The sequence below is a fragment of the Comamonas testosteroni genome (assembly GCF_000761245.1).
In the GTDB taxonomy this organism is placed as follows: Bacteria; Pseudomonadota; Gammaproteobacteria; order Burkholderiales; family Burkholderiaceae_C; genus Comamonas; species Comamonas testosteroni_C.
In genome coordinates, this window is the sequence record NZ_AWOR01000068.1 from 215,527 (window position 1) to 235,929 (window position 20,403).

18 protein-coding genes are annotated in these 20,403 nt (G+C 65.9%); 13 read left to right on the forward strand and 5 right to left on the reverse strand.

Annotated features, from left to right (window positions below):
- The first annotated feature begins 54 nt into the window (after positions 1-54).
- From P353_RS19945 to P353_RS19960, 4 genes are all read left to right on the forward strand, one after another.
- Complete coding sequence (locus P353_RS19945; RefSeq protein ID WP_034373479.1) at positions 55-786, forward strand: DUF4136 domain-containing protein; 732 nt, start codon at positions 55-57, stop codon at positions 784-786.
- Positions 787-889: 103 nt separating this feature from the next.
- On the forward strand, positions 890-1,372 hold the full coding sequence (locus P353_RS19950; RefSeq protein ID WP_034373483.1) for a DUF2501 domain-containing protein: 483 nt from the start codon (positions 890-892) through the stop codon (positions 1,370-1,372).
- A gap of 353 nt (positions 1,373-1,725) precedes the next feature.
- A complete protein-coding gene (locus P353_RS19955; RefSeq protein ID WP_034373486.1) occupies positions 1,726-2,367 on the forward strand; it encodes a histidine phosphatase family protein in 642 nt (213 codons plus the stop codon).
- Complete coding sequence (locus tag P353_RS19960) at positions 2,351-3,535, forward strand: DSD1 family PLP-dependent enzyme (protein ID WP_034373488.1); 1,185 nt, start codon at positions 2,351-2,353, stop codon at positions 3,533-3,535. The genes P353_RS19955 and P353_RS19960 overlap by 17 nt, the downstream gene beginning before the upstream one ends.
- 138 nt (positions 3,536-3,673) lie before the next feature.
- On the opposite strand, the gene P353_RS19965 is transcribed toward P353_RS19960, so the two are convergent.
- From P353_RS19965 to P353_RS19980, 4 genes are all read right to left on the reverse strand, one after another.
- Positions 3,674-4,429 carry a phosphoribosyltransferase gene (locus P353_RS19965; protein WP_034373491.1) on the reverse strand — a complete coding sequence of 252 codons (756 nt, stop codon included), beginning with the start codon at positions 4,427-4,429 and terminating at the stop codon, positions 3,674-3,676.
- Positions 4,430-4,436: 7 nt separating this feature from the next.
- Positions 4,437-5,666 (reverse strand): M20 aminoacylase family protein, encoded by a 1,230-nt coding sequence (locus P353_RS19970; RefSeq protein ID WP_034373495.1) that lies wholly within the window; start codon positions 5,664-5,666, stop codon positions 4,437-4,439.
- A gap of 3 nt (positions 5,667-5,669) precedes the next feature.
- The gene (locus P353_RS19975) at positions 5,670-6,662 is read right to left on the reverse strand and encodes a Bug family tripartite tricarboxylate transporter substrate binding protein (RefSeq protein ID WP_034373497.1); all 993 of its coding nucleotides are present in this window, start codon (positions 6,660-6,662) and stop codon (positions 5,670-5,672) included.
- A 192-nt stretch (positions 6,663-6,854) separates the two neighbouring features.
- The gene (locus P353_RS19980) at positions 6,855-7,820 is read right to left on the reverse strand and encodes a LysR family transcriptional regulator (protein WP_232776718.1); all 966 of its coding nucleotides are present in this window, start codon (positions 7,818-7,820) and stop codon (positions 6,855-6,857) included.
- Positions 7,821-7,924: 104 nt separating this feature from the next.
- Here P353_RS19980 and P353_RS19985 point away from each other — a divergent pair, with 104 nt between their 5' ends.
- The 9 genes from P353_RS19985 (at position 7,925) to P353_RS20025 (ending at position 19,065) form a co-directional block, all read left to right on the forward strand.
- Positions 7,925-9,121 carry a CaiB/BaiF CoA transferase family protein gene (locus tag P353_RS19985; RefSeq protein ID WP_034374158.1) on the forward strand — a complete coding sequence of 399 codons (1,197 nt, stop codon included), beginning with the start codon at positions 7,925-7,927 and terminating at the stop codon, positions 9,119-9,121.
- Positions 9,122-9,147: 26 nt separating this feature from the next.
- Positions 9,148-10,374, forward strand: a complete 1,227-nt coding sequence (locus tag P353_RS19990) for an acyl-CoA dehydrogenase family protein (RefSeq protein ID WP_034373498.1) — start codon at positions 9,148-9,150, stop codon at positions 10,372-10,374.
- On the forward strand, positions 10,371-11,465 hold the full coding sequence (locus P353_RS19995) for an NAD(P)H-dependent flavin oxidoreductase (RefSeq protein WP_034373500.1): 1,095 nt from the start codon (positions 10,371-10,373) through the stop codon (positions 11,463-11,465). Before P353_RS19990 ends, P353_RS19995 begins: the two co-directional genes overlap by 4 nt.
- Positions 11,466-11,481: 16 nt before the next feature.
- The gene (locus P353_RS20000) at positions 11,482-12,459 is read left to right on the forward strand and encodes a Bug family tripartite tricarboxylate transporter substrate binding protein (protein ID WP_034373503.1); all 978 of its coding nucleotides are present in this window, start codon (positions 11,482-11,484) and stop codon (positions 12,457-12,459) included.
- A gap of 74 nt (positions 12,460-12,533) precedes the next feature.
- Complete coding sequence (locus P353_RS20005; RefSeq protein ID WP_034374160.1) at positions 12,534-14,336, forward strand: lysoplasmalogenase family protein; 1,803 nt, start codon at positions 12,534-12,536, stop codon at positions 14,334-14,336.
- 389 nt (positions 14,337-14,725) lie between these two features.
- Positions 14,726-14,923, forward strand: a complete 198-nt coding sequence (locus P353_RS20010; protein WP_034373506.1) for a hypothetical protein — start codon at positions 14,726-14,728, stop codon at positions 14,921-14,923.
- A 236-nt stretch (positions 14,924-15,159) separates the two neighbouring features.
- On the forward strand, positions 15,160-15,480 hold the full coding sequence (locus P353_RS20015) for a hypothetical protein (protein WP_034373513.1): 321 nt from the start codon (positions 15,160-15,162) through the stop codon (positions 15,478-15,480).
- A 12-nt stretch (positions 15,481-15,492) separates the two neighbouring features.
- Positions 15,493-18,240 (forward strand): magnesium-translocating P-type ATPase, encoded by a 2,748-nt coding sequence (mgtA, locus tag P353_RS20020; RefSeq protein ID WP_034373516.1) that lies wholly within the window; start codon positions 15,493-15,495, stop codon positions 18,238-18,240.
- A gap of 105 nt (positions 18,241-18,345) precedes the next feature.
- Entirely contained in the window at positions 18,346-19,065 is a 720-nt protein-coding gene (locus P353_RS20025; protein WP_003050868.1) for an MgtC/SapB family protein, read from the forward strand.
- 127 nt (positions 19,066-19,192) lie between these two features.
- Here the strand turns inward: P353_RS20025 and ruvB are convergent, their stop codons facing one another.
- On the reverse strand, positions 19,193-20,290 hold the full coding sequence (ruvB, locus tag P353_RS20030; RefSeq protein ID WP_034373518.1) for a Holliday junction branch migration DNA helicase RuvB: 1,098 nt from the start codon (positions 20,288-20,290) through the stop codon (positions 19,193-19,195).
- Positions 20,291-20,403 lie beyond the last annotated feature (113 nt).

Here is a 20,403-nt window from a genome sequence, read left to right on the forward strand (position 1 = left end):
TAGTCCAATCAAAGGCCCATTCGATGGGCCTTTGTCGTTTTCAGAGAAATCATCATGAACCTGCGCAAAACCTCCTTACGCTGGATCGGCCTTGCGGCCCTGACTGCGACGGCTCTGCTGGCCGGCTGCAGCACGGTGCGCGAGGTCAACAGCACGGTGCAGAGCTTTTCCGCACTGAGCACCATCCCCGTGCCGGCCACCTACCGGCTGGAGACCCTGCCCTCTCAACAAGGCCAGGTGAACTTCGCGGCCGTGGAAGCCCAGGCCCAGCATGCGCTGGCCCGCGTCGGCCTGACGCGCGACGACTCGCACGCCAGCCTGGTGGTGCAGATCAGCGCCATGGCCCGCTATGCGCGCGACTGGGCCAGCTGGCCCTACTACGACCCCTACTGGGGCCCGCGCTGGGGCTGGGGCATGAGCTACGGCCGCGGCTTTGGCTGGGGCTTTGGCGGCGGCATGATGTTCAACGAGCCGCCGCTGGAGTATTACCGCGCCGTGAGCATCGTCATGCGCGATATCAAGACCCAGCAGATCGTCTACGAAACCTCGGCCCAGCGCCAGGATGTATGGACCGACGACCCGGCCATATTCGGCATTTTGTTCGATGCGGCGCTGACGGGCTTTCCCAAGCCGCCGCAGGGCCAGCGCAATGTGCGCACCGTCATCCAGCCGCCGGGGGCCCAGCCTGCCAGCGGCACGCCGGCAACACCTGCACAGCCCGCCGCATCGGTTGCGCCAGCAGCACCGGCCACCATGGCGCCGGCCACCGTGGCGCCGGCACGTTGATTTGCAATCTTCAACAGTTGTCGGGCCTGGCGCGTGCTAACGTGCAGCTCGGCTTGAACCGGGTCCTCCTGCCTGGGCCCTCGCCATGAAAAGGATGACTGTCATGAAGAAACTTGCTCTCTCCACCCTGCTTTGCGCCACAGTGGCCGCGGGCTCCTTCAGCGCCTATGCCAGCGGCCTCGGCGACGCCTTGCGCGGCCAGCTGAGCGGCGGCGCAGCCGAGAGCAGCTCCAGCGCCTCGGGCCTGGGCGGCATGCTCGGCGGCTCCGGCGGCTCTTCGGCACTGTCGGCCCTGGGCCTGGGCAACCTGAGCTCCGGCACGGCCAGCAATGCCGCCGGTGTCCTCACCTACTGCATGAAGAACAACTACCTGAACGCCGACAAGGCCGCCCAGGTCAAGAATCAGCTGCTGGGCAAGCTGGGCCTGGGCCAGAAGGAAGAGCCCAAGGACCAGGGCTACCAGAACGGCCTGATGGGCATGGTCACGGGCGCCGACGGCAAGAGCTTCAGCCTGGACAAGGTCAAGAGCAACCTCAAGGAAAAGGCCTGCGACTTTGTGCTGGACAATGCCAAGTCACTGATCTGACACCGAAAGACATGGCGGCCGGCGCTTGAAGCGCAAGTGCTGCAATGCCCAAAGGCTTGCAACCGTGGTTGCAGGCCTTTTTTCTTGGCTGCAGCAACATTTGCCCAGGAAAAAGCAGCGCCTTGCACCGCCATCATCACGCCCCCCGAGCAGAGCGCTGCCGTCCATGCCCCAGGTGCGCCCTGCCAGGCTGGGGCTGTGCAAGCTGGTGATTCGCGCACCATGGCCCGCTGTGCCTGACGGACGAAGGCCGAGTCTTAAAAGGTCTGTAACAACAGACCGGGGTACAGGCACACTTTGTTTGCAAGACAATGACTGTTCAATAAAACAACCCACGCTGAACGAGCCAAGACATGCACGCCACGCGCATCATTGCCATCCGGCACGGAGAGACAACCTGGAATGTCGATGGACGCATCCAGGGGCATCTGGATATCCCCTTGAACGACACCGGCCTGTGGCAGGCCGAGCAGGCGGCCCAGGCGCTGGCCGACGAGAGCATTGCCGCCATCTACAGCAGCGACCTGCAGCGTGCCCATGTCACGGCGCAGGCGATTGCCCAGAGATCCGGTGCACCTCTGCACACCACCACCGGCCTGCGCGAGCGCTGCTTCGGCGATTTTCAGGGCCGCACCTTCAAGGATGTGGAAGCCACCCAGCCCGAGGACGCCCAGCTATGGCGCACGCGCAACCCGGCCTATGCCCCGCCCGGAGGGGGCGACTCGCTGCAGGCCTTGCGCGAACGCATCTTTGCCACCGTGGACCGGATTGCACGCCAGCATGAGGGCGAGCAGATCGTGCTGGTCGCCCATGGCGGTGTGATGGATGTGCTCTACCGCCTGGCCACGCGCCAGGACTTCCAGACGCCACGCACCTGGGAGCTGAGCAACTGCGCCATCAATCGCCTGCTCTGGACGCCTGACGGCCTGTCTTTGGTAGGCTGGGCAGATACCGCACACCTTCAGCAAGGCAGCCGAGATGAAGCACATTCCTGAGCATTTGCAGACCCTTGTCGGCCAGGCCGTCAAACGCATAGACACGCCCGCGCTGGTCATCGACCTGGACGCCATGGACCGCAATATCGAGCGCATGGCCCGCTTTGCCCAGCAGCATGGCGTGCTCTGGCGCCCGCATGCCAAGCTGCACAAAAGCGCTCATATCGCCCATCTGCTCGAGCATGCCGGTGCCTGCGGTCACTGCGTGCAAAAAGTCAGCGAGGCCGAGGCACTGGCCCAGGGCGGCATCACCAATATCTTCATCAGCAACGAAGTCATTGCCCTGCCGAAGCTGGCGCGCGTGGCGGCTCTGGCCAAGGCACTGAATGCCCAGGGCGGACGACTGGCCCTGGCCGTGGATTGCGAGGAAGGCATCACCCGCCTGGCACGGGCCCTGCAGGATGCGCAGGCAGGCGATTCGGCCATGGACGTGCTGGTGGAGATCAATGTAGGCCAGAACCGCTGCGGCGCAGAGCCCGGCGAAGCCGCCCTGGTCCTGGCACAGGCCATTGCCGCCCAGCCCACGCTGCGCTTTGCTGGCCTGCAGGCTTATCACGGCGGAGCCCAGCATCTGCGCAGCGCCGAAGTGCGCAAGGCAGCCATCGACCAGGTGCTCAAGCTCGTCAACCGCACGCGCCACGAGTTCGACCGCGCCGGCCTGGCCATCCCGCTGATCACGGGTGCGGGCACGGGAACCATGGTCAACGAAGCCGCCAGCGGCATCTATGGCGAAATCCAGCCCGGCTCCTTCCTCTTCATGGACGCCGACTACGCCGCCAACCAGCGCGACGCGGCCCAGCCCCTGTTCGAGCATGCGCTCTACGTCAAGACCCAGGTCATGTCGCTCAGCGGCGACCATGCCGTCTGCGACGCTGGCCACAAGGCCCATGCCATAGACTCCGGCCTGCCCAGACTGCATGCGCTGGCGCCCGAAAACGCGCTGCGCTTTGCCAATGGCGGCGACGAGCATGGCGTGCTGCACCCCGATGCCGAGGCCGGCAACCACAGCGGCTGGCTGCCAGCGCTGGGCGAGAGCCTGTGGCTGATCCCCGGCCACTGCGACCCTACGGTCAATCTGCACGACCACCTGATCGGCGTGCGCGGCGGCCGGCTCAAGGGCGTGGTCGAGCGCATCTTCACCGTTGACGGGCGCGGCGCGCTGACCTGATGCGATCTTGCCCCGAGCTCTTCTTGCCTCGGGCTTCGATTGCTACATAAATAATAGCTTACAACGCATTTCACACAATGATTTCAAGGCATAAACAGCCTGAACTTCATGCCTGAAAGGCGCTAACAGCTCTCTTTTTTACAGGCTTTCAGGCCACCAGCCGTCGGCGCGGCGCTCCATGCGTGGGCAGTCGTAGGCCGCAACCACAGGGATGGCACTGCCATCGGCACGCACCAATTTCTGCTGCCACTGCATGCCCTGGCGCATGGCCACGGCAATGGCGGCCACGTGGGCACCGCAGCGCTCGAGCAGCTTGAGGCCCGACACCATGGTCGTGCCCGAACTCACGGCATCGTCGACCACCAGCACGCGCTTTCCGGCAATCAGGCCCAGCTGATTCGGGTCGACATAGAGCAGCTTGCCCTTGCCCGGCGTGGTGATGGAGCTGACGGGCTCGCTGAGCTCGTCGCGATACCAGTATTTGCGCGAATAGCCCAGCGGCACATAGCGGCTGTGACCCAGGTGGCGCGCCACCAGCGGCGCAAAGGCCAGGCCCAGCGTGGGCAGGCCGATGACCGCATCGAAGTCATGCGCCCCGGCGGCTTGCGCCATGTGCAGCGCCAGCTCCTCCACCACCTGCATCGATGCCTGATTGGCAATCAGAGAGGCCACGCAGCGGTCCGGAGCCGAGCCATCGGCCGTGGGCATGCCGCGCAGCGGCAGCAGCAGATAGCGGCCGTCGGGCAATCTGGCCGGGTAGCTCTTCGCATAGGGCGGCAGCGGCGACTGGCTCAGCTCGGCCTCGGTGACGGTGGCTTGCCAGTAGTCGGTCGTGGCATCGAAGCCGGGCAGGTTCTGGCCGCAAAGGTCGGCCACGGATGCAATTTCACTCATACAAAACTCAGTCGCGATGCAGATAGCTCTCGGCCAGCTTCACCCAGTACGAGGCAGTGACGGGCAGCAGGTTGTCGTTGAAGTCATAGGCCGCGTTATGCACCATGCAGCCGCCCTCGCCCATGCCGTTGCCGACGATGAAATAGTTGCCCGGAACCTGGTTGAGCATGATGGCGAAGTCGTCGCTGGCCTGCAGTGGCTGCAGATCGGGAATCAGCCATTGCTCGCCTGGAAATGCACGCGCCACCTCCACCGCAAAATCCGTCGCGGCCTTATCGTTCATGACGGGCGGATAACGCCATTTGTAGTCCACCTCGGCCGTGGCGCGGTGCACGGCGGCCTGGGCATGGGCCATGGCCGTGATGCGCTCGCGCAACTGCTGGCGCACCTCGGGGCAGCGCGCGCGGATGGTCACGCGCAGCTCGCAGGTTTCGGGAATCACATTGGGCGCATCGCCCGCATGGATGGCACCGATGGTGACCACCGCCATGTCGTTGGGGTCGATCTCGCGCGAGCGTATGGTCTGCAGCGCCAGCACCAGATGCGAAGCCACAACGATCGGGTCCACGGCCACATGGGGCATGGCGCCATGGCCGCCCTTGCCGCGGATGGTGATGATGGCCGTGTCCGAGCTGGAATACATCACGCCCGAGCGAAAGCCGAACTGCCCGGCCGGGTAGCCGGGCTCGTTGTGAAAGGCATAGAGTGCATCGCAGGGAAACAGCTCGAACAGGCCCTGCTCCACCATCTTCTGCGCGCCGCCATGGCCTTCCTCGGCGGGCTGAAAGATCAGATTGAGCGTGCCCTGGAGCTGATCCTTGCGCCCGGCCAGCACCCTGGCTGCGGCCAGCAGCGTGGCCGTGTGTCCGTCGTGGCCGCAGGCATGCATCTTGCCGTCGTGACGGCTAGCATAGGGCAGACCCGTGGTTTCACGGATAGGCAGCGCATCCATATCGGCGCGCAGGCCAAGACGTTTGCCGATGTGCTTGCCATGGGCATGGTCACCACAGCGCAGCGTCCCCACCACGCCGGTGTCGCCCAGGCCACGATGGACCTCGTAGCCCCATTCGGCCAGTCTGGCGGCCACGATATCGCCGGTGCGGTGCTCTTCGTAGGCCAGCTCGGGATGGGCGTGCAGATCATGGCGCAGGGCCAGCATCTCGGCCGCTACAGCAGCCACTTCGGGCAGCACGGGCGGATGGATCTCGGCATGCACCGGGTTCAAAGGCGCGGCCATGGCTTATTCCGCCTGGATGTTGGCCGACTTCACGATCTGGGCATAGCCGGCTTTTTCCTTCTTCAGGAACTGGACGAAGCTGGCCTGGGTGCCGGAGCCGGGCGTGGCGCCGCCGTCTTCCAGGCGCTTGCGCACATCGGGCATCTTGAGCACGGCATCGAGCTCGGTGGCCAGGCGCGTGACCACGGCCTGAGGTGTCTTGGCGGGCACGAACAGACCCGTCCAGGTGTTGAGGTCAAAGCCCTTGAGTTCGGCCGTCTCGCCAAAGGTGGGCACGTTGTGGATCGCATCGATGCGCTTGGCCGATGTCACGCCCAGACCTTCGAGCTTTTTTTGCTGGATCATGGGCACGGCGCTCACGGTGGTGAGCATGCCCACATCGACCTGAGCGCCCATCACGTCGCTGGTGATCTGGGCACCGCCGCGGTAGGGCACATGCACCAGCTTGATCTTGGCGCGCTCCTGCAGCATTTCCATGGCTAGATGCAGCATGGTGCCCACGCCCGAAGTGGCGTAGGTCAGCGATCCGGGCTTGGAACGCGCCAGTGCAATCAGCTCGTTCAGATTGTGTGCCGGCAGGCCGGGGCGGGCCACGGCGACCACGGGGGCGATGGTGGTCAGCCCCACGGGTGTCAGATCCTTTTCGGCGTCGTACTTGACGGCGGAATTCACCAGCTGGGCAATGCTGATGGGGCCGTCAAAGCCCATGAGCAGGGTGTAGCCGTCGGCCGGTGCCTTGACGGCCTTGCTCACCCCGAGCACGCCGCCCGCGCCGGGCACGTTGTCCACCACGATGGACTGGTGCAGGCGCTCGCCCAGCTTCTGGCCGATCAGGCGTGCCGTGGTGTCCACATTGCCACCGGCGCTGAACGGCACGATCAACGTAATGGGCTTGGTGGCGGGCCAGGCATCGGCGGCGGCAAAAACGGGAGAGGAAAAACCGGCCGCAGCCATCAGGGCGGCGGTCGCGACAAGAGAGCGGCGTGGTATGGACATGTACAGGCAGCAGTAGGTAACAGGCACCTTGTCGCAGCATGCGGACGGCGGAGTGCCCGTGCAGGCCGGCGGGTCAAGACAGCTTGCCGACCGGGGAGATGGGCGAAATTATCGGCTCGCTTCTCGCGAAATCTCATAAATAAAACTACTTAGCAATCGATGCTTACCCCTGAAAACCTCTGATCCACGGCCTCAAAGCACTGCCTGTCGGGCCATCAATGCGCCAGCGGTCTCGGCTACCAGGGCCGCCACCGCCTTGCCTGCCAGAGTGAAAGGACGCTGACTGCTGGTAGCCAGCACCACATGCTGACCAAACACCCGCTCCGCCAGCGGAATGGCTGCGAGGCTGCCACAGGCCAGCTCCTCGCTGACGGCATGGCGCGGCAGCAGCGTGGCGCAGTCGTGCCGAGCGAGCATGCTCTTGAGGATCACCGAGGAGCTACCCTCCAGGATCACGTTCATGCGCAGCCCCTGCCGGCCTGTCTGCTCATCGAGCAGGTTGCGGATGGCGTTGGGAGGCACCGGCAACACCAGCGGCAGGCGCTCGAGCGTCTGCAGGGCCATGCTGACCGGCAGGGCCGTATCCGCCGGTGCCAGCATGCGCTGCAGCACACTCTGGCGCCCCACCACGCAGATCTGCGCATCGGCCAGCTTGCGGTAGCTGTTGCTGCCCCTGGCACGGTAGCGGTTCAGGATCGCCATGTCGATGCGGCCCTGGCTCAGCGCCACCTCCATGTCTCCGCTATAGCCCTCTATGACGCGCAGCCGGATCTCGGGGAAGCGCTGCGCCACCTCGCCATACAGCGCCGCTGCCACGAAGCCGGCCACACCCGGCACCAGACCCAGCGTAACCAGGCCGCTGGGCACACCGGTCAGCTCCTTGCCCAGGCGCACCAGCGCCTCGGCCTCGGACAGCAAAGCCGAAACGCGCGGCAGCATCTGCTCGGCCAGTGCCGTGGGCTTGACGCCGCGTCCCGTGCGGTAGAAGAGCGCGCCGCCCAGCGCGCGCTCCAGTTCAGCGATCTGCCGACTCACGGCCGACTGCGCCAGTCCACGCTCGACGGCCGCTCGTGTCAGGCTGCCGCCCTGGATCACGGCGGCCAGCGTCCTCAGCGACTTCAGTGTCAGCAACTCCAGAGCTTCGGTGGCGTGGGTCATGGCAACTTATGCATCCATCTGAAAGCGAGATATCTGATTCTCATATTTCTGGTTGGCTCGCGGCTAGCGGTTTCCTACATTGACCTTCAGGAGACATGCACACCATGAACGGACCTCTCACCGGACTGCGCGTCCTGGACATCGCCACCATCATTGCCGCACCCTCGGCTGCGGCCCTCCTGGCCGACTACGGCGCCAGCGTCGTCAAGGCTGAGCTGCCCGGCGCAGGCGACGGTATGCGCGACTTTCCACCACACAAGGACGGCAAGCCTCTGTGGTGGAAAGTGACCAACCGCGGCAAACGCTTGGTCACCCTCGACCTGCGCAAGGCCGAGGGCGCCGCACTGCTGCTGCGCATGCTGCCTCAGTTCGATGTGCTGATCGAGAACTTCCGCCCCGGCACGCTGGACCGCTGGGGCCTGACCAAAGAGGCCTTGTGGCAGGCCCAGCCCAGCCTCGTGATACTGCGCACCACGGGCTTCGGCCAGAGCGGCCCCTACCGCGACCGGCCGGGCTTTGCACGCGTGTTCGAAGCCATGGGCGGCCTGACCTACATCAGCGGCGACGCCCAGGGAGCGCCCATGCACTCCGGCTATCCACTGGCCGACAACGTCGGCGGACTGTTCGGCGCGGTAGGCGTGCTGGCTGCGCTGTGGCGCCGCGCCTGCCACCCGCAGGCCCCGGGCGAGGAAATCGACCTGTCGCTCACCGAGGCCACGCTCAAGCTGCTCGAGTTCCTGCCCATCCAGCACGAGCAGCTAGGCACCGTGTATCAGCGCTCGGGCAATGCCAATCAGTACTCTGCACCGGCCGCGGTCTACCGCACTGCCGACGGGCAATGGGTATCGCTGTCGGGCAGCACCAATGCCATGTTTGCCAACAACTGCCGCGCCATAGGCCGGCCTGAGCTGATAGACGAGCCATGCTTCGCCAGCAACCGCGACCGTGTGCGGCATGCCCAGGAGTTGAACGGCATCTTCGCAGCCTGGTGCGCAGCACATCCGCTGGCGACGGTGCTGGCCGCCTTCGAAGCGGCGCAGGGCACCATCGCCCCTGTCTACGGCATCGACCAGATCGAGGCCGATCCGCACATGCGCGCTCGCCAGGCTCTTTGCGACGTGCCCGACCGGGACTTCGGCAGCGTGCGCATGGCAAATGTCGTTCCGCGCTTTGTCCGATCGCCCGGCAGCATCCGCCACGCCGGCGGTGCACTGGGGCAGGACAACGAAGCGTTCTACCAGGGCGAGCTGGGATTGCCGGCCGCCGAACTGGCCAGCCTGCGCGAGGCTGGCGTCATCTGAGGCAAATCTGAGGCAAAGGAGACCCCATGTTGATTCCCGAATCCCATCACCCGCTCGTGCACCTGTCGCCCGATGAAACCGCACTGCTTGAGCGCGTGAAAACGCTGGTGGCCGAGCGCATCGGTCCGGACGCCGACCGCGTGGCGCAGCAGGACGTCTTCGCCTGGGACACCTTCCGGCTGTTGTGTCGCGAAGGCATCGTCGCCACCGCATTCCCGCGCGTTCACGGCGGCAGCGAGGCGTCGATGATGCTGCGCGTGCGCATCATCGAGGAAGTAGCGTCTGTGTGTTCGACGGCCGCTTCGCTGGTCACAGGCACCGACCTGTCCTCGCGCCCCATCGTGGCCGGCGGCAGCCAGGCGCTGCGCAGCGCGCTGATCCCCGACCTGGCCAGCGGCGCGCGACAGTCGGCCTTTGCACTGACCGAGCCCGGCGCAGGCAGCGACGTGGCACGGCTGGGGGCGCACTATGCGCCGGCGCCGCAGGGCGGCTGGACGCTCAATGGCCAGAAGAAATTCATCACGCGCGCCAACGTAGCCGACATGTTCGTGGTGGTGGCGCGCCAGGCCGACGGACCCGGCGGCGGCCGCGGACTGAGCGCCTTCGTCGTTCCGCGCGACACGCCCGGCATCACGGTATCGCCGGTGATTCCCAAGCTGGGCTGGTACGGCGTGCCGATCGCGCTGGTCAGCTTCGACGACGTGCACATCGCGCCGGAGCATCTGCTCGGCAAGGAAGGCGAAGGCATGGCGCTGGCACAGGACACATTGCTGCGCGCACGCATCGGCCACGCTGCGATCGCGCTGGGTCGCGCCGCAGGCGCGCTGCAGATTGCCGCCCAGTACGCCAACCAGCGCCATGTCTTCGGGCAGCCGGTGGGTGCGCACCAGGGCATCCAGTGGATGGTGGCCGAGATGGCGGCCCAGATCGAGGCCGCACGCTGTCTGGTCTACAGCACCGCGCAGCGCTACGACGCAGGCGATGCCGACGTGGCCATCCATGCATCGATCGCCAAGCTGCATGCCACCGACCTGTGCATGCGCATCGTGGTCGACTGCCTGCAACTGCTGGGTGGCAACGGCTACCTCAAGGCCTTCCCGCTGGAGCGCTTCCTGCGCGACGCCAAGATGAACCAGATCGGCGAAGGTACCAGCGAGATTCACAAGACGCTGATCGGCCGCCATGTGCTGCGCCGCGCCGCAGCGCTGCCGCAGCACCCATGCCTGGACATGGAGCCGGAGCTGTGGACATGAGCAATGCACTGACCAACGACCTCTGCCGCCGACTGGGCATACGCCTGCCCATCTTTGGTCTGGCCCACCGCATCGAAGTGGCCGCCGCGATCTCACAGGCCGGCGGACTGGGCGTCTATGCCGCCGCGCGTGACGGCCCGCATGAGCTGCAGAAGAAGCTGCGCCAGCTGCGCGAACTGTGCCCCGAACACCCGGTGGGCGTGGACTTGCTGCTGCCCACCGGCCTGCCCGAACACGACGACCGCGTAGCCGTGGCTGCCGCGCTGCCGCAGGGGCACAGGGATTTCGTGCAGGGCCTGTTCAAGCAATACGACGTGCCGCCGGCCACCGAAGGCAACTTCTTCTCGCAGTACGTGCGCTCGCAGAGCCTGTTCGAGGAGCAGGTGGACGCCATTGCGGGCAGCGATATCGAGGTCTTTGCCGCCGGCGTCGGCACGCCGGTGGAGGCGCTGGCACGCATCAAGGCGCGCGGCCTGCACACCATCGCCCTGGTCGGCAGCGTGCGCCATGCTCAGAAGGCGATCGCAGCCGGGGCCGACATCCTGGTGGCCCAGGGCTATGACGCGGGCGGCCACACAGGGCCCATCGGCACCTTCACGCTGGTGCCGCAGATAGTGGCTGCAGCCGAGGGCCGGCCCGTCATCGCGGCAGGCGGCATCGGCACCGGGGCGCAGGTGGCGGCCTCGCTGGCCTTGGGCGCGCAGGGTGCCTGGCTGGGCACGCTATGGCTGGGCACGCGCGAGCACGAGATGCCGCAGGCGCTGGCAAAGAAGCTGATCGCGGCCGACAGCGAAGACACGGTGATCACGCGCGCCCACAGCGGCAAGCCCTGCCGCGTGCTGCGCAGCGCGTTCAGCGACGCCTGGGCACAGCCCGGCGCACCCGAGCCACTGTCCATGCCCTACCAGCAGGCTCTCACCGGCGATCTGCTGGCAGCGGTGGAACAGCACCAGATCGGGCCGCTGATGTACGAGGCCGCGGGGCAGAGCGTGCACTGGCTGCGCGGAATCGAACCCGTGGCCGCCGTGATGGACCGCCTGGAGGCCGAGACACGCCAGGCCCTGCAATCAATGGCGGGTTACATCGCCTAGAACCGGAGATACAAGCATGAACCGTCGGCAATTCCACCTTCGTCTGCTGCTGGCCGGCCTGGTGCCCGGCATGGCCCGCGCAGGCACCGCGCCGAGCCCGGACGGCTACCCCGATCGACCCATCCGCATCGTGGTGCCCTATCCCGCAGGCGGCGTCGTCGACGTGGTGCTGCGCGCCGTCTGCGACCCGCTTTCCGACGCGCTGCCGCAACGCATCGTGATCGAGAACCGTCCCGGTGCCGATGGCCGCATCGGCCTGGATGCGGTGGCCAGGGCCCCGGCCGACGGCTACACACTGCTGGGCGTAGCGCCGATCCTCGCGGTGGGCGAGCACCTGATGCCCGAGATGAAGGCGCGCAGCAGGGACTTCGTGGGGGTGTGCGGCTTGGCCGCGCCGCCGACGGTGTTCGTGGTGCACGACACGGTGCCCGCCAGGACGCTGAAGGAGTTCGTCGCACTGGCTGCCGCCAGACCGGGCGAGTTCAACGCAGCCAACCCCGGCACCGGCAGCTCCATCCACCTGGCGCAGGAACTGTTCTTCGAGCGCACCGGCATCCGCTTGACCAACGTGAGCTACAAGGGCCAGCCACCGGCGCTGCTGGACCTGGGCTCCGGCCTGCTGCAGTTCGCGCTAATCTCGCAGAGCCTGGTGCTGCCGCTGATCCAGTCCGGCAAGGTACGGGCTCTGGCTGTCAACGCCGCAGGGCGCACGCGCTCGCTGCCCGAGGTACCCACCATCGCACAGGCCGGCTACCCCGATATCCTGGTGCAGTCCTGGTACGGCATTGCCGCACCGGCGAAGACGCCCGTGCCGGTGGTCGAGTGGCTGAGCCAGCAATTCCAGCGCGCGCTGGCGATGCCTGAAGTGCGCGCGCGGCTGACAGCCACCGATGCGGAAATCCTGGCGCTGGATGCGGCACGCTTCACCGAGCTTATCGCCGTGGAGAACAGGCGCTGGGGTGCGTTAATCCACAAGCGCGGCATACGGTTGTGAGAGCCTGCGCCAAGAGCCGCAACTAGGGAAGATGCGAGGCGTCGCACGCCGCGCCCTGCCCACAATCGATGACCATGCTCTCCCCCAGCCAAGTCATCGTTCTGGCCACGCCGGTCTTTTTTGCATTGATTGCCGTGGAATGGGCCATCAGCCTCAGGCGCGGGCGCAATGCCTATGCGCTGGCCGATGCCATCAGCTCGCTGAACCTGGGCGTGCTGAGCCAGACCAGCGCCGTCTTCACCAAGCTGCTGACGCTGGGCATCTACACCGTCGTGGCCAGCCATGTGGCGCTGATCGAGGCCGATGCCTTCTGGCTCAGCCTGCCGGGCTGGCTGCTGGCCCTGCTGTTCTACGATCTGTGCTACTACTGGCTGCACCGCATGGGCCATGAAGTGGGCGTGCTCTGGGCCGCCCATGCCGTGCACCACCAAAGCCAGGCCTACAACCTCTCCACCGCGCTGCGCCAGACCAGCTCCGGCGCGCTGCTGGGCTGGATCTTCTATCTGCCCATGGCCCTGGCCGGCGTGCCGCCACTGGTGTTTGCCGTGGTCGGGCTGATCGATCTGCTCTACCAGTTCTGGGTGCATACCGAGCAGGTCAAGAAGCTGGGTTGGTTCGACCGCTGGTTCTGCGCGCCCAGCAATCACCGCGTGCACCATGCCGTCAACGAGCGCTATCTGGACCGCAACTACGGCGGCATTCTCATCGTCTGGGACCGGCTCTTCGGCACTTACAAGACCGAGGATGACGAGGAGCCCTGCGTCTACGGCACGCGCGGCCTGCTCAAGAGCTGGGACCCGCTGTGGGCCAACTTCAGCGTCTACCGCCAGCTGGCCCATGACAGCTGGCACGCACGCAGCTGGATGGACAAAGTCCGTGTCTGGTTCAAGCCGCCGGGCTGGCGCCCGGCCGATGTGGCGCAGCGCTTTCCCAAGCCCGCCTTCGATCTGGACGAGCACCGCATCATCTATTCGCCTCCCATGAGCGCTGCGCTGCGCTGGTTTGCCGGCCTGCAGTTTGCGGCGCTGGTTGCGGGCACTTCGGTCTTTCTCTGGCATGCCGATCAGTCGCCGCTGGCCACCAATCTGATCTGGTTCGGCGTGCTGCTCACCGGGCAATGGGCTCTGGGCGCAGCCATGCAGGGACGCATCAGCCTGTGGCTGGCGCTGATGCTGCAAAGCGGTGCACTGGCCACGGCCACAGCGGCGCTCGGTCTGCAGCCATGGCATTGGCTGTTCAAGCCTGCCACCATGGTTTTCGCTCTCGTATGCATAGCTTCTTGCGCAAGCCAGACCTTAAAAACAATACAAAACCTGCCTAAAAGTCATATCCATCTGCTGCTGGCAGCTATTGTTTTTTCCATGTTCGGCGATGTCTTCCTGATGCTGGACGGACAGCTGCCAACCAGTCTGTTCATTCCCGGCCTGGTCAGCTTTTTATTGGCCCATGTCTGCTACGTTGCGCTGTTCAGGCTTGATGTGGCCTGGTTTGCCGACCGCAGCGCACTGCTGCTGGTGGCTGCGATCGGCGCCGCCATGTATGTCTTTCTCTGGACCCATGGCCTGCCCGCCGCCCTGCGTCTGCCCGTGGCCGCCTATGTCGGTGTCATCGCCCTGATGGCGGCCCAGGCCTGGGGACGCTATCGTCAACTGCGCAGCCGCGCCGCACTGCTGACCGCCCTGGGCGCCAGCTTTTTCATGCTCAGCGACTCCATCCTGGCCATCAACCGTTTTGTGCAGCCACTGCCCTGGTCGTCGGTGAGCGTGCTCGGCAGCTATTACGCCGCGCAGGCCCTGATCGTCTGGGGCTGTGTGCGCCAATGGGCCGAGCCTGCAACCCGCCAGGCCCCGGCACAATTGCAACTGAAAGCCACCTAGGGTTGACCCTGGGCCCGGTCTGGGCCGATAATCGAGAGATCGCAATTTCAGGAGTCCCCACGTGGACAGTGCCAGTTCAACCAGTGATTTATCGCACGCCGCAATGGCTGCGAAGCTGGCCGACTGACAGACTCCCCCGGATCGGGAGTCGTCATCGACCGCCCCGCATCCATTGCCCCGCGCCCCTCGCAACTTGCTGTTTGGCTTCCCGACGTTCGGGGCGGCCCGCCGTGCGCAGCACGGGTAGAGCCCTCAAGCTCGCAAGCTCTGCTCATCACTGAGTTTTCGCGCCGCCATCCGCTCCGGCTTCCCGTCGGTTCATGGCCGCGCCAAAACGTTTGTGCCGCGCTGCCGCCTGGCCCGCTCCCTCAACCGATGAGGAGAACGCCATGAGCAACCGCCTGACCCACTCTCTGCACCAGCTGCGCCCTCTGCTGCTGCGCGCCCGCGCCACGCCCCGCCAGGCAGCGCCCGCCGCACCGGCAGCCTTGCCGCAAGCGCTGGAACAGACGCTGGAGCTCGATGCACTGACCAGTTGGCCTACGCATCGCATCCGCAGCTTTCTGAGCAGCCGCAACGTGCGCTGAGCCGCCCCATCGCGGACCGGCTCCAGCCCGTATTTCATTCACTTTTAACCAAGGAACACGTATGGATCCCGACCCTAGTCGATCTTGCAGCGCGCCCCGTACGGCGCGCTGTCAAGCCATTGGCCTGCGTGTGACCCTGATGGCTGCGCGCAGGGACTGGAACCCCGTCCCGGGGCTGGACGCCTGATGCAGTAGCAGCGGCGGGCAGCTCCCGGGCCACCCCAAGGAGTATGCCCATGCAACGCCTCTCCTGGCTGCGCGTGCTGCAACGCAGCCCCGCCCCCCGCCTCAATGACACCACCCGCCACCATGGCCTGACCCATGCCGTGATCTCGGCACTGACAGAGCGCCGCACCGACGTGCTGCGCCACCTGGTCGACCGCCATGGAGCGCCCCTCATGGCCAGCGCCATGGCCAATCTCAGCATCCGCCAGCGCGCCGATGCGCTGTCGCTGCTGACCCGCGATCAGCGCAGCCGCATCGACAACCAGTTGCGCGCCAGCCAGGCGCAGCAGCCCTGGACGCGATTGGGCACCTCCAGCAAGACTTTGCACTGACAGGAGGCCGTGATGCGAACCCTCAAAAACCTGTTCCGGGCCTTTTTGCACAGCCACCGCCTGGCCGGCCTCTTCGGGCGTCGGCCGATGCCCGCTGGCGGCCCCTCCACCGCCGTCACCGTGCCACCGGCACAGGTACAGGCCCTGCAATCCGCCGCCTGCAGCCCCGTGTCTGCGCTGCTGCAGCAGCTGGAGACATCGAGCCGGGGCCTGAGCCCCGAGCAGGTCCAGCAGCGCCAGCTGCGCCATGGGCCCAACGAGGTCGCGCATGAAAAGCCGCTGCCCGCATGGCAGCACCTGTGGCATTGCTACCGCAACCCCTTCAACCTGCTGCTGACGCTGCTGGCCGTGGTCTCCTATGTCACCGAGGACGAAAAAGCCACCATCGTCATCGCCAGCATGGTGCTGCTGTCCACGCTGCTGCGCTTTGTCCAGGAGGGGCGCTCCCGGCGCGCCGCCGCGCGCCTGCAGGCCCTGGTCAGCAACCGCGTCACCGTGCGCCGCAGACCCGATGCACCGGCCGCAGACTTTCGCGACAGCGGCGGCGGCCATGACACCTCGCTGTCCGAGCTGCCCATGCGCGAGCTGGTGCCCGGAGACATCGTGGCCCTGTCGGCCGGCGACATGATCCCGGCCGACTGCCGCCTGCTCTCCGCCAAGGACCTGTTCGTGAGCCAGGCAGCCATGACCGGCGAATCGCTGCCCGTGGAAAAGGATGCGCGCACCCTCGCCGCGCTGCAGTCAGGCCAGTTGCTGGAAGCCGGCAACCTGCTCTTCATGGGAACCAATGTGGTCTCTGGCTCGGCTATGGCCGTGGTCGTCGCCACGGGCAACCAGACCTATTTCGGCACGCTGGCGGCGCGCATCACGCATCAGGACCGCACGGCCACCGCCTTCGAGCAGGGCGTGAACAGCGTCAGCTGGCTGCTGATCCGCTTTGCGGCCGTGATGGTGCCCGTGGTGCTGTTCATCAACGGCTACACCAAGGGCGACTGGGCCGAGGCCTTTTTGTTCGCGCTGTCGGTGGCCGTGGGCCTGACGCCCGAGATGCTGCCCATGATCGTCACCTCCACGCTGGCCAAGGGCGCCGTGGTGCTGTCGCGCCAAAAGGTGATGGTCAAGCGCCTGGACGCGATCCAGAACTTCGGTGCCATGGACGTGCTGTGCACCGACAAGACCGGCACGCTGACCCAGGACCGCATCGCGCTGGAGCGCCACACCGATGTGCAGGGCCGCCCCAGTAACGAGGTGCTGCAGTTCGCCTACCTCAACAGCTACTACCAGACCGGGCTCAAGAACCTGCTGGACCGTGCCGTGCTCGAGCATGTGGAGCTGAACACGCGGCTGCATGTCAACGAGGACTACCGCAAGGTCGACGAGATTCCGTTCGACTTCCAGCGCCGGCGCATGTCCGTGGTGGTGGCCGAGCGCGACCACCACCATGAGCTGATCTGCAAGGGCGCGGTCGAGGAGATCCTGCAGGCCTGCACGCATATCCGGGACAGCGGGCCAGACGGCGAGACCGTGCAGACCCTGACGCCGCAACGCCGCGAGCAGGTGCGCGCCGTCACCGAAGGCCTGAACAGCGAGGGGCTGCGCGTGGTGGCCGTGGCCATGAAGGAAGTGCCGCCCGACAAGAACACCTACGGCATCGCCGACGAGTCCGGACTGACCCTGATCGGCTATGTGGCCTTTCTCGACCCGCCCAAGGAATCCACCCAGGCCGCCATTGCTGCGCTGCTGCAGCATGGGGTGACGGTCAAGGTGCTGACGGGCGACAACGAGCTGGTGGCACGCAAGGTCTGCCGCGACGTGGGCCTGCAGGTGGACGAGGCGATTGTCGGCAACGACATCGAAGCCATGGATGAGGAGCAGCTGCGCCGCACGGTGGAGTCACACCTGCTGTTCGCCCGCCTGACGCCGCTGCACAAGGAACGCATCGTGCGTGCGCTGCGCGCCAACGGCCATGTCACGGGCTTCATGGGCGACGGCATCAATGACGCGCCCGCGCTTCGCGCTGCCGATATCGGCATCAGCGTCGACAGTGGCGTGGACATCGCCCGCGAAGCAGCCGACATCATCTTGCTGGAGAAAAGCCTGATGGTGCTGGAGCAGGGCGTACTCGAAGGACGCCGCACCTTCAGCAATATGCTCAAGTACATCCGCATGACGGCCAGCTCCAACTTCGGCAACGTGTTCTCGGTGCTGATTGCCTCGGCCTTCATCCCCTTTCTGCCCATGCTGCCCATGCAGCTGCTGATGCAGAACCTGCTCTACGACCTGTCGCAGATCGCCATTCCCTTCGACCACGTGGACGAGGAAATGGTCGCGCGGCCGCTGCGCTGGAACCCTCAGGACCTGGGTCGCTTCATGCTCTTCTTCGGCCCCATCAGCTCGCTGTTCGACGTGCTCACCTTCGCGCTGATGTGGTTCGTCTTCCATGCCAGCACGGCCGCAGACCAAAGCCTGTTCCAGTCGGGCTGGTTCGTGGTGGGGCTGCTGACGCAGACGCTGATCGTGCACATGATCCGCACGCCCAGGATTGCCTTTGTGCAAAGCCGTGCCTCCTGGCCCTTGCTGGCCACCACGGCGGCCATCATGGCCATAGGCATCTTCCTGCCCATGGGCCCGCTGGCCGAGAATTTCAAGCTGCAAGCCCTGCCGCTCGGCTATTTCCCCTGGCTCATCGTCATATTGCTGGCCTATGCTGTGCTGACGACGCTGCTCAAGCGCGTCTATATCCGCAAGTACGGCTGGTAAGCTCCCGACCGCTTCGCGTCTGCCCTGCGGGGCAGGCGCGCCAGCCCGGGTCGCATGCTTCATGAACCCAGACACCGATCCATAACCAATAACAATCGGAACTTCATGCAATCCCTACAGAACTTCAATCTGCTCGCCACGCTGAACACAGTGCTGTGCCTTGTCGTGGCCTTTGTCTGCGGCAGCATCATCGGCCTTGAGCGCCAGATACGCCAGCGCACGGCGGGCCTGCGCACCAATACTCTGGTCGCCGTGGGCGCGGCCGTGTTCGTCGACCTGGCCATGCGCGTCTCGGGAGCGGACGGCGCCACGCGCGTCATCTCCTATGTGGTTTCGGGCGTGGGCTTTCTGGGCGCCGGCGCCATCATGAAGGAAGGCGCCAACATCACGGGACTGAACACCGCCGCCACGCTGTGGGGCTCGGCCGCCGTGGGCGCCTGTGCGGGCGCGGGTCTGCTGCCCGAGGCCGGCATTGCCACCTTGTTCGTGCTGGCCAGCAACACCTTGCTGCGCCCCGTGGTCAACTACATCAACCGCCACCCTGTGGCCGAGCATGCCAGCGAGGCCACCTACTATGTCTATGTGATCTGCGGCCAGCAAGCCCAGGCCGATGTGCGCGAGGGCATGCAGGAGCTGCTGGAGGCGGCCAACTACCCGGTACGCGCAGTCGAAAAGCACGAGATCCCGCCGCACAACACCGAAATCGAGGCCGAGCTGTTCGCCACGGCCGTGCATGCCGAGGAGCTGGACCAGGTGGTCACGCAGATCGAAGCCTTGCCCGGCGTGCTGCAGGCCTTCTGGAACGCCGGACCGCAGAATAATTGACCCCCCTGAGCCGCTTTGCGGCTTCCCGTTGCACGTCGCCCCCGGAGGGGGACGACGCCCTCGCCTGGGCGGCCCCTACTGGCCGTCTCTCGCTTGGGGCGAGCCGATTTTTGCGTCGTTGCCTTGCCTACGCGGCCGTATCGTCTGCGGGAGCCTGCAGGCCCAGATGGCGATAGGCGGCCTGCGTGGCCATGCGCCCGCGCGGCGTACGCTGCAAAAAGCCCTGCTGGATCAGATAGGGCTCGATCACATCCTCGATGGTGCCCGACTCCTCGCCAATGCTGGCGGCGATATTGTCGAGACCGACCGGGCCGCCATCGAAGCGATGCACCACGGCCTCGAGCAGCTTGCGGTCCATGATGTCAAAGCCCTGAGGGTCCACATCGAGCATGGCCAGCGCCTTGTCGGCGATCTCGCGCGTGATGCGGCCGTCGCCCTTGACATCGGCATAGTCGCGCACGCGGCGCAGCAGGCGGTTGGCAATGCGCGGCGTGCCGCGCGAGCGGCGAGCAATCTCGAAGCAGCCTTCCTCGTCAATCGGCGCATTGAGCAAGCCTGCGCTGCGCTTGACGATGCGCGAGAGCTCCTCTGAGCTGTAGAACTCCAGCCGCGCCACGATGCCGAAGCGATCGCGCAGCGGGTTGGTGAGCATGCCGGCGCGCGTGGTCGCGCCCACCAGCGTGAAGGGCTGCAGGTCAAGCTTGATGGAGCGTGCGGCCGGTCCTTCACCGATCATGATGTCGATCTGATAGTCCTCCAGTGCCGGATAGAGGATTTCCTCGACCACCGGACTCAGGCGGTGAATCTCGTCGATGAACAGCACATCGTTGGGCTCGAGATTGGTGAGCAGCGCCGCCAGATCCTTGGGTTTTTCCAGCACCGGGCCGCTGGTCTGGCGCAGGTTCACGCCCAGCTCGGCCGCGATGATGTGGGACAGCGTGGTCTTGCCCAGGCCCGGCGGGCCGAACAGCAGCACATGATCGAGGGCCTCGCTGCGCTTCTTGGCCGCGCCGATAAAGATCTCGAGCTGCTCGCGCGCCTTGGCCTGGCCCACATATTCGTCGAGCTGCTTGGGGCGCAGAGCGCGTTCCAGCGCCTCTTCGCCCTGGGACGAATGCCCGGCCGAGACCATGCGCGGCGCAACCGCCTCGGGGTCGGCGGCCGCGCTTTTGGCCTTGCGTGCAGGTGCGGGGCTGGCCGCAAATTCGTCCACATGAATCGTCATGGCGGCAATTGTGCCCCAAGCTCGGCCGAAGCACTGATTAAAAATACAGGGGCGAACAAAATCCCACAGTTGCAGCACAGCCGGCTGGACGCTCGGCCCCGGGCTTTGCGCAC